We start from the raw sequence: 16,899 nt of genomic DNA, 5'->3' as shown, positions 1-16,899 counted from the left end.
TGAGAACATGACGATGAAAAAGCAGGTTGTGCTGTACAAGAAACTCTCGCCGCTGCTCATGGCTCGCCTGCATGAGCACACCGAGGTGACGCTGATCGACAACCTCAACCCGGAGGGCCTCGCGCAATTGCGTGAGGCCCTGCCCCGCGCCCACGGCTTGCTCGGGGCGAGTCTGAAACTGGACGCGGAGTTGTTGGACCTTGCGCCGAATCTCGAAGCCATCGCCAGCGTCTCCGTCGGCGTCGACAACTACGACATCGATTACCTCACCGAGCGCCGCATCCTGCTCAGCAACACCCCCGACGTGCTGACTGAAACGACCGCGGACACCGGTTTCGCACTGATTCTGGCGACCGCCCGGCGTGTGGTGGAACTGGCGAACATGGTTCGCAGCGGCCAGTGGAAACGCAACATCGGCCCGGCGCATTTCGGCACCGATGTGCATGGCAAGACGCTGGGCATCATCGGCATGGGACGCATCGGCGAAGCCTTGGCGCAGCGCGGGCATTTCGGGTTTGGCATGCCGGTGATCTATCACAGCCATTCGGCGAAACCGGCGGTGGAACAGCGTTTCAATGCGCAGTACAGAAGCCTGCCGGAGTTGTTGCAGCAGGCGGATTTCATTTGCCTGACCTTACCGCTGACGGCTGAAACCGAAGGGTTGATCGGCGCTGAAGAGTTCGCCTTGATGCGCCCGGAGAGCATTTTCATCAACATTTCCCGGGGCAAGGTGGTGGACGAAGCGGCGCTGATTGAAGCGCTGCGGGCGGGGCAGATTCGGGGGGCGGGGCTGGATGTGTTTGAGCGCGAGCCGCTTGACACGGATTCGCCGCTGTTGACGTTGAACAACGTGGTCGCGACGCCGCACATGGGGTCGGCGACGCATGAGACGCGAGAGGCGATGGCCACGTGCGCGGTGGATAATTTGCTGATGGCGTTGGCTGGAAAGCGGCCGAAGAATTTGGTGAATGCATCGGCGTGGCAAGGCTGAGTTAATCAGCGTTTGTTAATCCGCCTTCGCGAGCAGGCTCGCTCCCACACTGGACCTGTGGCGTTCACAAAATCCAATGTGGGAGCGAGCCTGCTCGCGAAAGGGCCATCAAACTCAGCGCAAATTTTCAGGCCCGGCGCGCATCGAGAAGATCCGCCGCACATAACGCGATTCTTCGACACGCATCCGCCAGTTGCACCTGATCCACCACCAACCCTATCCGGATATGCCCCGCCGCGCTCGGCCCGAACGCCTCCCCCGCCAGCACTGATACGCCATAGCCCTCCAGCAACCGCTCGGCAAACCCCTGGGCACCCAGCCCGGTCTGGCGTACATCAACCATCACAAACATCCCGCCATCTGGCCGGACAGGCCTGATGCCGGGACAACCGCTCAACCGCGCGCACACCAGATCCCGGCGCTGGCGATATTCCTCGCGCATCAACGCCACTTCCGGCAGGTTTTGATCCAGCGCCAATTGCGCCGCGTTCTGAATGAAGTCCGGAATCCCGAACAGCATGCACAACGACAGATTTACCAGATGCTCGGCCATGGCTTTCGGGCCAATCACCCAGCCGACCCGCCAACCGCTCATGGCGTGGGACTTGGACAAGCTGTTGATGGTCGCCGTGCGCTCGGCCATGCCCGGCAGACTCGCCGGGCTGGTGTGCTCGCCCTCGAACAACAGGTCGCTGTAGACCTCATCGCTGATCAGCCACAGGTCATGGCGCAGGCACAATTCGGCGAGCGCTTGCCAAGTGTGTAGCGGCAAACTGGCGCCGGACGGATTGTTCGGACTGTTGAGCAGGATGACCCGGGTTCTCGGGGTAATCAGTGCCGCGACATCCGCCGGATCGACACGAAAGCCGTTCTCCGGACGCACCGCGACCGGCACCACTTTGGCGGCGCAGGCGCCGAACACGCCCTCATAGGTCACGTACATCGGCTCGGCGACGATCACTTCATCGCCCGGATCGAGCAGGCATTGCGCGACCGAGTACACCGCGCATTGCGCCCCCGGAAACACAATGACATGGTCAGCGTCCACGCCCTGACCACTGCGCTGGCGATGGCGCCGCGCAATGCTGCTGCGCAACCCTCGACTGCCGCGCACCTCCGGGTAATGGGTGTCGCCGGCCTGCAAGCTGTCGATGGCGGCCTGGACAATGGGTTGTGGCGTGTCGAAGTCTGGATCACCAATCGACAGCAGCAAGACATCGACACCCTGCTCGCGCATTTCCAGCGCTCGGTCATGAATCTGCCAGGCTGCCGCTCCGTCTCCGGCAATTCGTTTGGTCAAGGCTGAATAGCGCATGTGATTCTCCTGTCGTGCGCGGACTCCCAGCCATCACCCTATCTCAAATCACGAAACGCGCCACCCTGGCATTCAAATCCACTGCCAGACGCGACAGTTCATGGGCGGCGGTTTAAATCCTGCGACTGCTGCGCAGTCGGACGCAGCCTCGCAGGCTCGGCAGCTGCTACGAGTTTTGCGTCAGGCTTTGGCGATTCGCCAGACCCGTGCGATGTCACTGGCGCGATCACGCAACAATCGTGGCGCTTCAGCGCACGCCTGTTCCAGCGTCATCGGCCCGCTCGCCAAGGCAAACGCGGCATCGATGCCGTGTTCGTACAACGCCTGATAACCCTCGCCCAAGGTGCCGGCGATCACGATCACCGGCACGCCGTGCTGCCAGGCAATGCGCGCCACGCCGAACGGCGTCTTGCCACGCAAGGTCTGGGCATCGAATCGCCCTTCGCCAGTGATCACCAGGTCAGCACCCTGCACCGCTTCCGCCAAACCGACCAGTTCGGCAACCACTTCCACGCCAGCCTGAAATTGCGCGCCGAGAAATGCCTTCGCGGCAAAACCCAGACCGCCCGCCGCGCCGCTGCCCGGTTCATCCTTTACGTCGTGACCCAACGCATGGGCGCACAGATCGGCAAAGTGCCCAAGCGCGTTATCCAGTTGCTGCACTTGCTCGGGCAATGCGCCTTTTTGTGGGCCGAAAATGGCTGAAGCGCCGTGAGGCCCGCAAAGTGGATTGTTAACGTCGGCAGCGATGTCGAAGCGCACCTCGGCCAGACGTGGGTCGAAGTCACTGAGATCGATGCGATCCAGTTGCGCCAACGCCAAACCGCCCGGCGCCACGGTTTGCCCCTGCGCATCCAGCAATTTGATGCCCAGTGCCTGCATCGCCCCGGCGCCGCCATCGTTGGTAGCGCTGCCGCCAATCGCCAGAATCACCCGTTGCGCCCCGGCGTCGAGGGCCGCGCGAATCAGTTCGCCGGTACCGAAGGTGCTGCTGACGCATGCATCGCGCTTGCCCGGCGGCACCAATTGCAAGCCACTGGCCTCGGCCATTTCGATGATCGCGGTGTGGTTGTGCGGCAGCCAACCCCATGCGGCATTGACCGTAGCACCGAGCGGACCGCGCACATTGGTGCGGCGCAATTCGCCCTCACACGCCGCCAGAATCGACTCGACCGTGCCTTCGCCGCCGTCGGCCATCGGGCACTTGAGCAGTTGCGCATCAGGCCAGACGTCTGCCAGACCCAGCGCAATAGCGTCGGCCACGCCTTGGGCGCTGAGGCTGTCCTTGAACGAATCGGGGGCGATGACAATTTTCATGCGAATTCTCCAGTTCCAATGCGTTCCATGCTGCCATTAGCCCCGGACAATAACGCCAGTCCGCTGCACAAGGGGGCATGGCGTTTATTGTTCATTTTCACAAAATCCTACCGACCTACACACTTGTTGTAGCAGCTGCCGAGCCCGCGAGGTTGCGTTCGGCGGCGAAGCCGTCGTAACCCCGGCAAGCACAATTTCCCTGACACACCGCAGTGCATTATTTTACGACTGCTGCGCAGCCGAACGCAGCCTCGCGGGCTCGGCAGCTGCTACGGGACGGGTGTTCGGTCAGTCTGATTGCGGCAGGAGTTGGACGCCAAGATAGAGCGCAAGCATCCCATCCAGCTTGAGTGGATCAACCCCACTCAGCTCGGCAATCCGCTCCATCCGATACCGCAAGCTGTTGCGATGAATCCCCAGCGCATCGGCACACGCCTGGCTCTGCCCATCGTGATCACACCAACTGCGCAAGGTCGCCAACAGTTGGCCGTTGCCGTCCTTGGCGATGACTTTGCGCAGCGGTTTAAGCAATTCGTCCAGCGCATCGTCGTTGCGATGCCGCCAGAGCATCACCGGTAATCGGTAACGGGTGAGCGTCAGCAAGCGCGAACGCGGCAACACATCGCGCCCGTATGCCAGCAAGTCGCCGACACGGCGGTAGCAGCGCCGCAGCCCCGACAATCCCTCGGCCTGCCCGCCCACGGCAATGCGCAAAATGTTCCAGCCGAGGCCGTCGAGTTTTTCCAGCAGCCGTTCATTTTCGATAGTTTGCGAGGCCGGCCGGCACCACAGCAAGGACGACTTAGCGGAACTCACGCACCAACTGTCCGGGTAACGCGAGGTCAGCCAGGTACTCAGCGCTTCAACGGTTTGCGCCGGGCCGTGTTCCATGCCCAACTCAAACAGATACGGCACTCGCGTCATCTGCGGCTTGAGCCCCAACTGCTGCGCTTCGTCGAGCAATCGTGGCGAATCCCCCGCCTCGCTCAGCAGCAACGCCAGCAGATCATCGCAACGCTGGCGCCGCCATTGCTGCTCGGCCTGTTGATTGCGCTGGCCGACCAGCATCTCCGCGGTCATTCGCACCAACTCTGCATAGGTGCGCAACTGCTCGGGTTCGCCGGTAATGCCAAGCACACCAATCAAGCGCCCATCGAGCAGCAGCGGCAGGTTAATTCCCGGCTGTACGCCTTTGAGATGAATCGCCGTCTGCGCGTCGATCTCCACCACCCGACCGTTGGCCAGCACCAGTTGCGCGCCTTCATGGCGGGTGTTGATGCGCTCTGGCTCGCCGCTGCCGAGAATCAACCCCTGACTGTCCATGACGTTGACGTTGTAGGGCAGGATGGCCATCGCCCGGTCGACAATGTCCTGGGCCAGGTCGTGATCGAGTTCGAACATTACGGGGGTCCTTGAAAACGAGGTGGGACGGGTTGTTCACCCGCACAGGCCTGGGTCTAAAACCCTGTGCTCAGGCACAAAGACAACAAGCAGGAGCGTGGCTGAGACTCTCTGGGCGATCAACGTTACCCTTGCATCGCAAAAAATCATAATAAAGAGAGAGCCGCCATGTCACAGAGCGCCGCCGCTACCCAGGCCATCGTTGACGAGAAAAACGCCGTCTACAAGCGCATTACCCTGCGTTTGATCCCCTTCATCTTCATCTGCTACCTGTTCAACTACCTCGACCGGGTGAACGTTGGATTTGCCAAGCTGCAGATGCTCGACGCACTGAAATTCAGCGAAACCGTGTACGGCCTCGGTGCCGGGATCTTCTTTATCGGCTACGTGCTGTGCGGCGTGCCGAGCAACCTGGCTCTGACCAAGTTCGGCCCGCGACGCTGGATCGCGTTGATGATGATCGTCTGGGGTTCTCTCTCGACCTGCCTGTTGTTCGTCACCACCCCGACCGAGTTCTACACCTTGCGCCTGTTCACCGGTGCGGCGGAAGCCGGGTTCTTCCCGGGCGTGGTGCTGTATCTCTCGCAGTGGTTCCCGACCTTCCGCCGTGGCCGCATCATGGCGCTGTTCATGTCGGCGATTCCGGTGTCCGGCCTGCTCGGCAGCCCGTTTTCCGGCTGGATCCTCAATCACTTTGGCGCAGGCCAGGCGGGTCTGGCGGGTTGGCAATGGATGTTTTTGTTGCAAGGCATTCCGACCGTCATCCTTGGTGCCCTCGCCTATTTCCTGCTGAGCGATAGCTATGCCAACGCCAAATGGCTGACCCCGTTTGAGCGCTCGGTGCTGGAAGAGGATCACGCTGAAGACCTGGCCAACAAGCCGAAAACCACCACCGACTCGCTGTTGGCGGTGTTCAAGAACCCGGCGATCTGGGCGTTCGGCCTGATCTACTTCTGCATCCAGAGCGGTGTGTACGCGATCAACTTCTGGCTGCCGTCGATCATCAAGAACCTGGGCTTCAGTGATAACCTGGTGATCGGTTGGTTGAGTGCGATCCCGTACTTGCTGGCGGCGGTGTTCATGTTGATGGTCGGCCGCTCGGCAGACCTGCGCAAAGAACGCCGCTGGCATTTGGTGGTGCCGATGCTGATGGGCGCGGTGGGTCTGCTGATCGCGGTGAACTTTGCGACGACGCCGGCCATTGCGATTCTCGGCCTGACCATCGCCACCATGGGCGCCCTTACCGGTTTGCCAATGTTCTGGCCGGTGCCGACGGCGCTGCTGAGCGCGGGTGCGGCGGCGGGTGGTTTGGCGTTGATCAACTCCATGGGGCAGATGGCGGGTTTCCTTAGCCCTTACCTTGTGGGTTGGGTCAAGGACAGCACCGGTTCGACCGATGCGGCGTTGTATTTGCTGGCGGGCGTGATTGTGTGTGGCAGCTTGCTGGCGTTGCGCATGACGCGGACGTTACGGGTGTAATTTAGCCGCTGCCCCTGATCGTTCCCCCGCTCCGCGTGGGAATGCAGCCCCGGACGCTCCGCGTCCCTCTTCAAAGCTGGGACGCAGAGCGTCCCTTGAGGCATTCCCACGCGGAGCGGGGGAACGATCACTTTGAGGCCGGTTTAGCCGTGCGGGTCGACGTTATCCAGCATCCGGTTCACCGCCAATTCACCCAGCATGACGGAATGTTGAATGCCCAGCAGGGTGTGGCGCTGTGTACCGTTCAGTTGCCCCGCGAAATCACTCAACATCACACTCGCTGACGCCAACGACTCACAGGCGTTGACCAGCAGGGTTTCGTTGTCGGTGTCGGGGCCGACGAAGTAGATGGTGCTGGGTTTGCGGGGAGTGTCTTTGGGGATGACCGGTTTGAGGTAGTAATCGAGGGCGCGGTCGGCGGCGTTGTTGAGTTTTTTGGGATCGGTGGATTCGTAAGGGGAAACGTCGTCGGGTTCTGGTGGGTTGGGTGTAATTTTGAACATAGATGATGCTCCAGGTAAGACATTAAGGAGCCATCACCCTCGCTACCAAACGATGGGTGGCGGCCATACGCAGGTTGGTAGACCGGTTACCTGGTGCAAGACCCGGCGCATCCGAGGATGCCCTGCGCATGACCGCCATAAATACAGAGGACGAAATGAATCTCTGCATTATGTGCATGTAGCGACAGGTAACCGGGCTACCAAACCCGATCGCTGTTTTTCAGCGACGAGCAAACGATAGAGCCCAGGCCCAAGGCGCACAAGCCGGCGGATTCTGGCGCAGTCGTAGGCAATGGCGCAAGGTTATGTAGCCTCCAACCCCACCCAACCTGAGCACTTAAACATTGCCGTTTATTACCACCGATCCACTGTAGGAGTGAGCCTGCTCGCGTTGAGGTCGTGTCAGTCAACATCACTGTGAATGACCCACCGCCATCGCGAGCAGGCTCACTCCTACACAGGCTCCCCCATTGAGCTGATATGCCGATTGCTACCCCAACGAATAAATAGATCCCCCCCTTAAGTCTTAATTAACAGATCACACTTTATGCATCTTTGAATCTCGACTAATACTTTCCGCCTATTGGCTCAAAAGTCTAAAAGGCACCATGACTCACGTTTGATATGCCCCGCCACTGATGCGCCAAATACATTATCTGGACCTAGGAGAACCGAAAATCCTTCATTGTAATGACACGTCCAGACACGATCTGAGCGCGGAGGAACAACGTATACCAAAAAATATCTTGTAAAAATGAGTAATTGAACGCTGTGAATCCCTGCAGAGAATACTTCCAGCTTTCGGCCTCAATAGAATCCAACAATTCATCACTAATCTCTAATCGATAAACATTGGTGACTGCCACCAAATAAGTAAGCGTTGTGCCTTCCTGGTCTGTTACATAAATAGTAGTCACCCCGTTTTTAAGGCCGGTGACTTTTCCTGTCGCGGTCACAGGAGCAGTGGACGGATCAGACGACGCATACTCGTAACGTGGAACTCCTCCGACAGGGATACGGGTGGCGGTGTTACCCACCGAGTCCTCTCCAGTCTTCGGCCATTGCGGAATCTTGACCGAGAACCCGTTCAAGTTCATTTGAGTACGGTCGATAGAGAAAGCCAGCCGCTCAACGGCCCAAGGCTCAGAGACAAGCAGCTCACCGTTTTTTTCGCGCGCGGTGAAACTATGCGGCCCCACAGCAATGGGGATTAACGTGCTCTGCCATTTATAGTTCGTGCCCGTTGAAACTTCCTGTATGAACGTCTCACCATCGAAAATCCGCAAGGTAGCGCCTGCAAGCGCAGAGCCCATCAACATGACTTTATTGTCAGAAACATCTCCGCCATTTTCTAGTTCACCACCCGCCGAATTTTTTACCGACGTAATCACCGGTGCCAAAATAACTCGCGCCCTGGCGGCTTTGGATTTTGCAATAACCGCCCCGCCTCGAATTTGTTCATACGTCACCTTCACTTGGCTATCCGCAATGACCTTGGCGTTGGGGATCATCAACTTGTAGGTGAAGGGAATCCGGCTAACTGTCGTTTCGACGCTGTGCTCTACCGCTGTTCCCCCTGCGTAAGGGGTCGCGATGTATTTCACGCGAATGGTGTCCTCGACGCTCCATACCGGTGAGAACGCGTGTACCTGCACGGTCAGGTCTTTGCTACCCAGTTTGTTGAGGTCGATGGTGTCCGGCACGTCGTTGGGGTCATCCGGGTCTTCGGCGACATCGGGCGCGACTAAACGTATGCCGTTCAGATCAACCTCTACCAACGTTGATGCCGACCATGGCGCATCCGGGTCTGCGCCGTTTCCTATCTGATCGTAAACCGTAAAGTTAAAAACGAACTGTGGATGATCGCCGGCACGTTCGAAAACGGCCTTGTCGAGCGTGAGGCAAATTCTGGTCGGTTCCGTGGTAGGAGCGGAGGGTGCTTCATTGGCTGTCACATCGCGGTAAACGTCTTGACCATTGCAGTTCAACCGAATTCTGTCGTAGGGCCGGCAATAAGGATAAGCAAAACAAACATGCACGCCCTGCGCCGCACGGTCTGCGTCTATACCGTCCTCCAGCACATCTTGAGGCAAGATCAGCTTTAGTTCGGAGTGTCCGTCGTCACCGTGGATACGGTCCTCAATGCCGGGACGGATATCGTTGTACAAGATCCCGAGCGGTGGTTCTGAAGTGCCCTCATTGTCGCTGCCTCGGATTACGCTATAGGTCAGTGTGTTGATGAAGCCAGGGGGATCGGCCTTCAATTTGTTTTTCGGGATATACAGCGTGACGGCATCATCTGTGGACTGCGTTTGTGCGCTGGCAATGTTCAGTTCGCCGTTCAAATGGATGAAAACTTTATCCAGCGGCGCTTGATTCAAGTAAGGATCAACTCTCACTTTCGCCCCCATGGGTGTCAGCTCATAAAAATTGATGGCCAAACCACAATCCGCACCCGCAACTGACTTGTTGCTGTCCACTAGATCCGGTGGAAACAGCACTAATACAGCATTCTCGGGGCCCCCTTCATCAAGTTGTTCTGTGCTCATCACAATTCTCCGGCTACGAATGACAATGGCGGCCTTTTCCAAACCATTGGGTTGCATCAAATCTGATTAACCACCCTGCGCCTACTGTCATATCTGACAGTAGCGACAAGCGGTTAGACGCTGCCGCCCGCGGTCGCTCGGCGCAACATCGCAAGCTGCCCGCTAACAAATCGGATTGCCCCGCGCAGGGGTTCTGGTATTTGATTGAGCCTTTCCCACTCGTAAAAGGATTTCCTCATGAGCTATCGCACACTGGGTCATTCGGGTTTACAGGTCTCTACCCTGACCCTGGGCACCATGATGTTCGGCGAACAGACCAGCACCGAAGATTCCCTGCGGATCATCGACAAGGCCTGGGACCAGGGCATCAATTTCATAGACACCGCCGACGTTTATACCGGCGGTCGTTCAGAAGAAATCGTCGGCGAGGCGATTGCCCGCAATCGCCACGAATGGGTGCTGGCAACCAAAGTGGGCTTCGGTCCGGTGGACGGGGTGCCGAATCGTAGCGGCCTGAGCCGCAAGCACATCTTTAATGGCATCGAGGCCAGCCTGACGCGTTTGGGCACCGACTACCTCGACATCTATTACCTGCACCGCGAAGATCACAACACGCCGCTGGAAGTGACCGTGTCGGCGATGGGCGATTTGATTCGTCAGGGCAAGGTTCGTTATTGGGGCTTGTCGAACTACCGTGGCTGGCGCATCGCCGAGGTGATTCGGGTGGCCGATCAACTGGGCGTAGACCGGCCGGTGATCAGTCAGCCGCTGTACAACATCGTCAACCGTCAGGCGGAAACCGAGCAGATGACAGCGGCGCAAAATTACGGGCTGGGCGTGGTGCCTTACAGCCCGTTGGCGCGGGGTGTGCTCAGCGGTAAATACGCGCCGGACGTGAAGCCGGACGCCAACAGCCGTGCCGGGCGTGCAGACAAACGCATTCTGGAAACCGAATGGCGGGTTGAATCGTTGCGCATTGCCCAGCAAATCCAGCAGTACACCCAGGAGCGTGGCGTGGGGATTGTCGAGTTTGCGATTGCCTGGGTGTTGAACAACAGCGCCGTCACTTCAGCCATTGTCGGGCCGCGTACCGAGGAACAGTGGGACGCCTATACCAAGGCGCAAGCGGTGAAGATTACGGCTGAGGACGAGGCGTTTATTGATTCGCTGGTGGTGCCTGGGCATTCGTCGACACCGGGGTTTAATGATGTGAGCCATTTTGTGTCAGGTCGTAAACCGCGCAATACCTGAAGAAACACAATCCACTGTGGGAGCATGGCTTGCCCGCGATGCAGGCACCCCGGTGCATCAGATAGACCGAGTAGATGCCATCGCGGGCAAGCCATGCTCCTACATTCGATCGGTGTTTATCGATCGGACAATATTTGATACGAAAACCACGTATCCTCTGCGCCCCGTTTCACGTTCAACCTCGCGAGGGCAGTTTGTCTAAAGGTATCGCTTTATCGGTTTCGGCCTCGGTGCTGTTTGCCGTCATGTATTACTACACGTCGTTGCTCACACCCCTGAGCGGCGTGGAAATTTTCGGCTGGCGGATGTTGTTGACCGTGCCCTGCATGACCGTGTTCATGGTGGTGTCCGGGGAATGGACGCGGGTGATCGACATTGTTCGGCGCGCCACCGCGCATCCGAAACTGATCGCCGCCCTGATCGCCTCTTCGGCCCTGCTCGGTGTGCAACTCTGGCTGTTCATGTGGGCGCCGCTCAACGGCTACAGCCTGGACGTGTCGCTCGGGTATTTCCTGCTGCCGCTGACGATGGTGCTGACCGGGCGAATCGCCTATGGCGAGCGTCTGTCCTATCTGCAAAAAATCGCTGTGCTTTTCGCCTGCCTCGGCGTGGCCAATGAGGTGTATCAGGTCGGTGGCTTTTCCTGGGCGACCTTGCTGGTGTGCATCGGCTACCCCACCTATTTCGTGCTGCGCAAACGGCTTGCCACGGACAATCTTGGCGGGCTATGGCTGGACATGGCATTGACGCTGCCGCTGGCCTTCTGGTTCGTTCAGAGTGGTGTGCAGGGGTTCGGCGTGTTCGATCAACACCCGTGGCTGTCGCTGTTGATCCCGATTCTCGGGGTGCTCAGCGCTTCGGCGTTGGTGATCTACATCATCGCCAGCCGGTTGTTGCCATTCAGCCTTTTCGGGTTGTTGAGTTATGTCGAGCCGGTGTTGTTGCTGGGCGTGGCATTGCTGCTGGGGGAAAGCATCAAGCCTGGGGAATGGTTGACTTATATTCCGATCTGGTTGGCGGTGGTGGTATTGGTGTTTGAAGGCTTCAAACACCTGATGCGGCACCGCCGACCTTAAGCCAAACACAAAACAAATGTGGGAGTGAGCCTGCTCGCGATAGCTATCTGTCAGTCAACATTGATGTTGAATTTGAAGACGCCATCGCGAGCAGGCTCGCTCCCACAGTTATTGGCGGTGAAGCGGATTAATCGGTGGCGAGTACGCCACGACGAACCTGGTCACGTTCGATCGACTCAAACAGTGCCTTGAAGTTGCCTTCGCCGAAGCCATCGTCGCCTTTACGCTGGATGAATTCGAAGAACACTGGCCCCATCAGGGTTTCCGAGAAGATCTGCAGCAGCAGACGCTTGTCACCCGACTCGGACGAACCGTCCAGCAGAATCCCGCGTGCTTGCAGTTGATCAACCGGCTCGCCGTGGTTCGGCAAACGGCCTTCGAGCATTTCGTAATAGGTTTCCGGTGGCGCGGTCATGAAGCGCATGCCGATGCTTTTCAGGTGGTCCCAGGTCTTGATCAAGTCTTCGCTGAGGAAGGCCACGTGCTGGATGCCTTCACCGTTGAACTGCATCAGGAACTCTTCGATCTGCCCGGCGCCCTTGGACGATTCTTCGTTCAGCGGGATGCGGATCATGCCGTCCGGCGCGGTCATGGCCTTGGAGGTCAGGCCGGTGTATTCGCCCTTGATGTCGAAGTAGCGAATTTCGCGGAAGTTGAACAGCTTCTCGTAGAAGTTGGCCCAGTAGGCCATGCGCCCGCGATACACGTTGTGGGTCAGGTGGTCGATGATTTTCAGACCGGCGCCGACCGGGTTACGGTCCACGCCTTCGATGAACACGAAGTCGATGTCATAGATCGAGCTGCCTTCACCAAAACGGTCGATCAGGTACAGCGGCGCGCCGCCAATGCCTTTGATCGCCGGCAGGTGCAGTTCCATCGGGCCGGTTTCGATGTGGATCGGCTGGGCGCCGAGCTCCAGCGCGCGCTTGTAGGCGAGCTGCGAATCCTTGACGCGGAACGCCATGCCGCACACCGACGGGCCATGTTCGGCCGCGAAGTACGAAGCGACGCTGTTGGGTTCGTTGTTGAGGATCAGGTTGATCGCGCCCTGGCGATACAGGTGCACGTCTTTGGAGCGGTGGGTCGCGACCTTGGTGAAGCCCATGATCTGGAAGATCGGCTCCAGGGTGTTCGGGGTCGGCGATGCGAATTCGATGAATTCAAAGCCCATCAAGCCCATTGGATTTTCGTATAAATCTGCCATTTTGGCGCCTCATCATGCTTTTAGAATTAACGGCTGAAATTAGCCAATGTTAGTTGCTAGCAATGCTGAGACCGGCGGGTGGCGCACAGGAGATGCCCCGCACGCTGCGGGCGAGGAAGTCACCGTAGATCAATTGAAACCCAAAACTCTTCATTGTCGACCCAAGGCTCTTGCGGGCGAGGCTTCTGCTGCCAGAAGACGTTTATTATTGTATGCGTAACCCGATTCTACACAGCGTAAAACGGTTTGTCCGCCTTCTGTATCAAATCCCCTTTTTCCCTACTCGTGCAAGGGGTTTGTTGCAGAGGAAAATCCCCGACAGAATCAGCACACCACCAAGGCACATCGCCGGCGTCAACGACTCACCCAGCAACAGTGCGCCGAGGATGACGGCGGTCAGCGGATTCAAGGCAATGAACACGCCTGAACGCGTCGCACCGATCTGGCGGATGCCATCGTAATAACCAATGTAGGCCAGCGCCGAGCCCAATACCCCGAGGTACAGCAGGCTCAACCATTGTTGCGGACCGAGGCTGATCAGCGCGCTGACACTCAGTTCGCCGCGCACGGCACTGGTCACCCAGAGCATCACTGTGCCCAGCAGAATCGAATACGTCACCGTCTGCACGGGTCCCAACGACTGATTCAGCTCTTTGGAAAACAGCGAGTAAATCCCCCAGCCAAGCACGCAGCCGAAAATCAGCAGGTCACCGATCCAGGCATCGACATTTCCGACCAACGACTGGGGATTACGACTGACAATCACCACACTCGCCCCGGCAATACAGATCGCGATACCGAAGACCTTCGCCCGGCTCAAGCGCTCCTTGAACAGCCACCACGAGGCGAGGCCGATCACGGCCGGGTTCAGCGCAACGATCAACGACGCTCGCGAAGCATTGATGTAATGCAGCCCATAAAAGAAGCACAGGTTGTAAAAGAAAATCCCGAAGAACCCCAGCAGCGCCAGTTGCAGCCATTGCCGCAGGTTGGGCCGGGACAAAGGGACTCGCGCCAGCAGCAGAAACAGCAACAGCGCCGCGCTGGCCAGCAAGAACCTGAGACTGGCAGCGAACAACGGGCTGAGGCTGTCGGCCAGAAACCGCCCGGCGACAAACGTCCCGCCCCAGATCATGGTGACGGCGGCGAGTTTCAGATACACCGGGGTATCCGATGTTGTTGGTTGGACAAATATCGTCATAGGAGCGCAAAACCGGCTGAGGCAGATGACGTATCATTCGACTAATGAACGATCATCGTAAAATGAGTAAATACTCATGACCCTGACACAACTCGAGATTTTCTCGCTGGTCGCTGAACTGCGCGGCTTCACAGCGGCCGCCAATCGCTTGGGGATTTCCCAATCAGCGGTTTCTCACGCGCTCAAGTCGCTGGAACAGGAACTCGGCGTCGAACTGCTGCGCCGGCATCAGTCCCAAGTCGAACTGAGCGACATCGGTCAGCAGTTGTTATTGCGCGCCCGGGCAATGATCGGCCTCGCCAACACCTTGCGCCAGGAAGCCACCGATGCGCGCGGGATGAAACGCGGCACGCTGCGCATCGGCTCGTTTGGCCCGACTTCGTCGATCAGGCTGTTACCGCTGATCCTGCAACACTACCGCGCGGCCCACCCCGGCATTGAAGTCCACATTGACGAAGGCCCGGACCGCCAGGTGATTCAATGGCTGCAAGAGCGGCGAATCGATATCGGCTTTGTGGTGCTGCCCGAAGAGCGCTTCGACACCTTTGCATTGATTGAAGACCAGATGGTTGCATTGCTTCCCGCTGATCACGCGCTCGCGGGGCGTGACAGTCTGAGCTTGAGTGACTTGTGCAGCGACCCGTTCGTGCTGACCGAAGCCGGGTCTTCGGAGCTGGTCTCACGCCTGTTCAGCGCCGCCCGTCTGACACCGAACATCCGTTATCGCTGCTCACAATTGATCAGCACGCTGGACACAGTGGGCCGCGGTGATGCGCTGACTGTCGTCGCAGAAAGCTCGCTGCCTGACGACGACAATCGCCGATATGTGAAAAAACCACTGTCGCCCGCCGTCATTCGCCAGGTCGGGCTGGCGGTGCTTGACCAGCGCCAGTCGTCACCCGCCACGTTAGCCTTCGTTAAATTGGCCACCGGCTTGAACGCCCGTTGAGCGGCATAAGTGCCCAGGGCCGACTATCATGGCCACTACCTGAACTCTTTTTGGGAGGCGTGTTGTCGTCCTGCCAGCATTTGAGAGCCGTGTTTTTTCGTGAGAGGTTTCGCGAATGCCGTTGACTGCCAAAAGCCGTCGCCCGATGCACACCCGTATTATTGTGACTCTTCTGTGTGGGCTACTCCCGGTGATATTGGGCTGCGTCATTCTCTATATGCAGGCTGGACGGGCTCTCAAGCAAAGCAACCGGCTGACCGCAGACGAAGCCCTGCGCCAATTCGAACTGATGCTCGACAATACGGCCCAGTCCGCACGCGAATTGCTGCCGCTGGCCGGCCAAAATTGCAACGACGTCAAGCTGGCCCTGCGCGAACAGGTCACGCGCCGCCCGTTTGTGCGCTCCGCCAGTCTGGTATGGGACGACACCATTTATTGCAACTCTTTGTTCGGCGAGGTCCAGGAGAAGATCACTGCCGGCGACTATGCACAAGGCAGGCTGCTGCTCATGAGTGGCAACCCGGTCACCCCCGATACGGCGGTGCTGGTGTACCGCCTGAGCGAGGGCAAACAGGGCGCGCTGACGATCCTGGACGGTTACCACTTAAGTACCGTGCTGCGCCTGATTGGTCGCAACACATTGCTGCTACTGCGAGTTGGCCCGAACTGGTTGTCCGCCGACGGCAAAGTCCATGGAGGCGCCCTGCCCGCCTTGCCCGTGGCCGAAAGGGAACGTTCTTCCTCGCGCTATGCCTTTACCGTCGCCGCCGGCTTCCCCGAGGGCGAAACCTGGCGCTACATGGCCAGCGAATACCCGCCGCTGTTCAGCCTGCTGATTTTTTTTGGTGTGGTGTCGGGCGCCATTGGGCACTTCCTGCAAGAACGCTCATGGTCGCCTACTCGCGAAATGCAGCGCGCCCTGGCTGCGCAAGAGTTTGTCCCATATTTTCAGCCGGTCGTGCATGGCGATACAAAGAAGTGGATTGGCACCGAAGTGTTGATGCGCTGGAAACACCCGAAGGAAGGCCTGGTACGCCCTGAAATGTTCATCCCGTTTGCCGAAGATTCCGGACTGATCGTACCCATGACCCGTTCACTGATGCGACAGGCCGCGCAATGGCTGGGCCCTGTTTCTTCCTCGTTCAGTGAACCCTTTCACATCGGCATCAACATCACCGCCAATCACTGCAACGACCTCAAACTGGTGAAAGACTGTCGTGAGTTTCTCAGCGCCTTCGCACCCGGCTCCATCAACCTGGTACTGGAACTCACCGAGCGCGAACTGATCAAGCCGAGCGACGTTACGCTTCAGTTGTTTGAACAGCTTCATGCGCTTGGCGTGATGATCGCGATTGACGACTTTGGTACCGGGCACTCCAGTCTGGGTTATCTGCGTCAGTTCAATGTTGACTTCCTGAAAATCGACCAGAGCTTTGTTGCCATGATCGGCATCGACGCCCTTTCGCGGCACATTCTGGACACGATCATCGAGCTCTCAGCCAAGCTCGATCTGGGGATCGTCGCCGAAGGTGTGGAAACCCAAGAACAAAGTGACTATCTGAGCGCCCACGGCGTGAACTTCCTGCAAGGTTATCTGTACGGTCGACCGATGCCCGGCGCAGAATTCGTTAACGCATTAACCCACCATTAACTAGTGACTTTA

General features: G+C 58.4%; 13 protein-coding genes. 6 read left to right on the top strand and 7 right to left on the bottom strand.

What is annotated here, in order from left to right; translation table 11 throughout:
- Positions 1-13: 13 nt before the first annotated feature.
- The gene (locus AC1DWM_RS03335; RefSeq protein ID WP_477794615.1) at positions 14-991 is read left to right on the top strand and encodes a 2-hydroxyacid dehydrogenase; all 978 of its coding nucleotides are present in this window, start codon (positions 14-16) and stop codon (positions 989-991) included.
- Positions 992-1,118: 127 nt separating this feature from the next.
- Here AC1DWM_RS03335 and AC1DWM_RS03330 read toward each other — a convergent pair whose 3' ends face one another.
- The 3 genes from AC1DWM_RS03330 to AC1DWM_RS03320 form a co-directional block, all read right to left on the bottom strand.
- Positions 1,119-2,306 carry a pyridoxal phosphate-dependent aminotransferase gene (locus tag AC1DWM_RS03330; RefSeq protein ID WP_223513511.1) on the bottom strand — a complete coding sequence of 396 codons (1,188 nt, stop codon included), beginning with the start codon at positions 2,304-2,306 and terminating at the stop codon, positions 1,119-1,121.
- Between the two features lie 180 nt (positions 2,307-2,486).
- Positions 2,487-3,623 (bottom strand): glycerate kinase, encoded by a 1,137-nt coding sequence (locus AC1DWM_RS03325; RefSeq protein WP_477794614.1) that lies wholly within the window; start codon positions 3,621-3,623, stop codon positions 2,487-2,489.
- A gap of 288 nt (positions 3,624-3,911) precedes the next feature.
- The gene (locus AC1DWM_RS03320) at positions 3,912-5,024 is read right to left on the bottom strand and encodes a sugar diacid recognition domain-containing protein (protein ID WP_223513506.1); all 1,113 of its coding nucleotides are present in this window, start codon (positions 5,022-5,024) and stop codon (positions 3,912-3,914) included.
- 168 nt (positions 5,025-5,192) lie between these two features.
- Between AC1DWM_RS03320 and AC1DWM_RS03315 the strand changes: the two genes are divergently transcribed.
- Complete coding sequence (locus AC1DWM_RS03315; RefSeq protein WP_223513503.1) at positions 5,193-6,503, top strand: MFS transporter; 1,311 nt, start codon at positions 5,193-5,195, stop codon at positions 6,501-6,503.
- Between the two features lie 143 nt (positions 6,504-6,646).
- On the opposite strand, the gene AC1DWM_RS03310 is transcribed toward AC1DWM_RS03315, so the two are convergent.
- Both AC1DWM_RS03310 and AC1DWM_RS03305 read right to left on the bottom strand, forming a co-directional pair.
- Positions 6,647-7,006, bottom strand: a complete 360-nt coding sequence (locus tag AC1DWM_RS03310) for a DUF6124 family protein (RefSeq protein WP_223513499.1) — start codon at positions 7,004-7,006, stop codon at positions 6,647-6,649.
- A 662-nt stretch (positions 7,007-7,668) separates the two neighbouring features.
- The gene (locus AC1DWM_RS03305; protein ID WP_477794613.1) at positions 7,669-9,555 is read right to left on the bottom strand and encodes an Ig-like domain-containing protein; all 1,887 of its coding nucleotides are present in this window, start codon (positions 9,553-9,555) and stop codon (positions 7,669-7,671) included.
- A gap of 237 nt (positions 9,556-9,792) precedes the next feature.
- Here AC1DWM_RS03305 and AC1DWM_RS03300 point away from each other — a divergent pair, with 237 nt between their 5' ends.
- Positions 9,793-10,806, top strand: coding sequence for an aldo/keto reductase (locus AC1DWM_RS03300; protein ID WP_477794612.1), 1,014 nt, complete (start codon positions 9,793-9,795; stop codon positions 10,804-10,806).
- 194 nt (positions 10,807-11,000) lie between these two features.
- Complete coding sequence (gene rarD / locus AC1DWM_RS03295; RefSeq protein WP_223513491.1) at positions 11,001-11,882, top strand: EamA family transporter RarD; 882 nt, start codon at positions 11,001-11,003, stop codon at positions 11,880-11,882.
- 127 nt (positions 11,883-12,009) lie between these two features.
- On the opposite strand, the gene hppD is transcribed toward rarD, so the two are convergent.
- Together hppD and AC1DWM_RS03285 are read right to left on the bottom strand one after the other, a co-directional pair.
- Positions 12,010-13,086 (bottom strand): 4-hydroxyphenylpyruvate dioxygenase, encoded by a 1,077-nt coding sequence (gene hppD, locus AC1DWM_RS03290; protein WP_223513488.1) that lies wholly within the window; start codon positions 13,084-13,086, stop codon positions 12,010-12,012.
- 262 nt (positions 13,087-13,348) lie between these two features.
- The gene (locus tag AC1DWM_RS03285) at positions 13,349-14,287 is read right to left on the bottom strand and encodes a DMT family transporter (RefSeq protein WP_477794611.1); all 939 of its coding nucleotides are present in this window, start codon (positions 14,285-14,287) and stop codon (positions 13,349-13,351) included.
- Positions 14,288-14,363: 76 nt separating this feature from the next.
- Here AC1DWM_RS03285 and AC1DWM_RS03280 point away from each other — a divergent pair, with 76 nt between their 5' ends.
- Together AC1DWM_RS03280 and AC1DWM_RS03275 are read left to right on the top strand one after the other, a co-directional pair.
- Entirely contained in the window at positions 14,364-15,236 is an 873-nt protein-coding gene (locus AC1DWM_RS03280) for a LysR family transcriptional regulator (protein ID WP_477794610.1), read from the top strand.
- A gap of 115 nt (positions 15,237-15,351) precedes the next feature.
- Positions 15,352-16,887, top strand: coding sequence for an EAL domain-containing protein (locus AC1DWM_RS03275; protein WP_223513481.1), 1,536 nt, complete (start codon positions 15,352-15,354; stop codon positions 16,885-16,887).
- Positions 16,888-16,899 lie beyond the last annotated feature (12 nt).

This window comes from Pseudomonas sp. P4_C8 (assembly GCF_056401975.1).
Note: the sequence above shows the minus strand (reverse complement) of the source record. Positions and strands in the feature narration are given on the sequence as shown.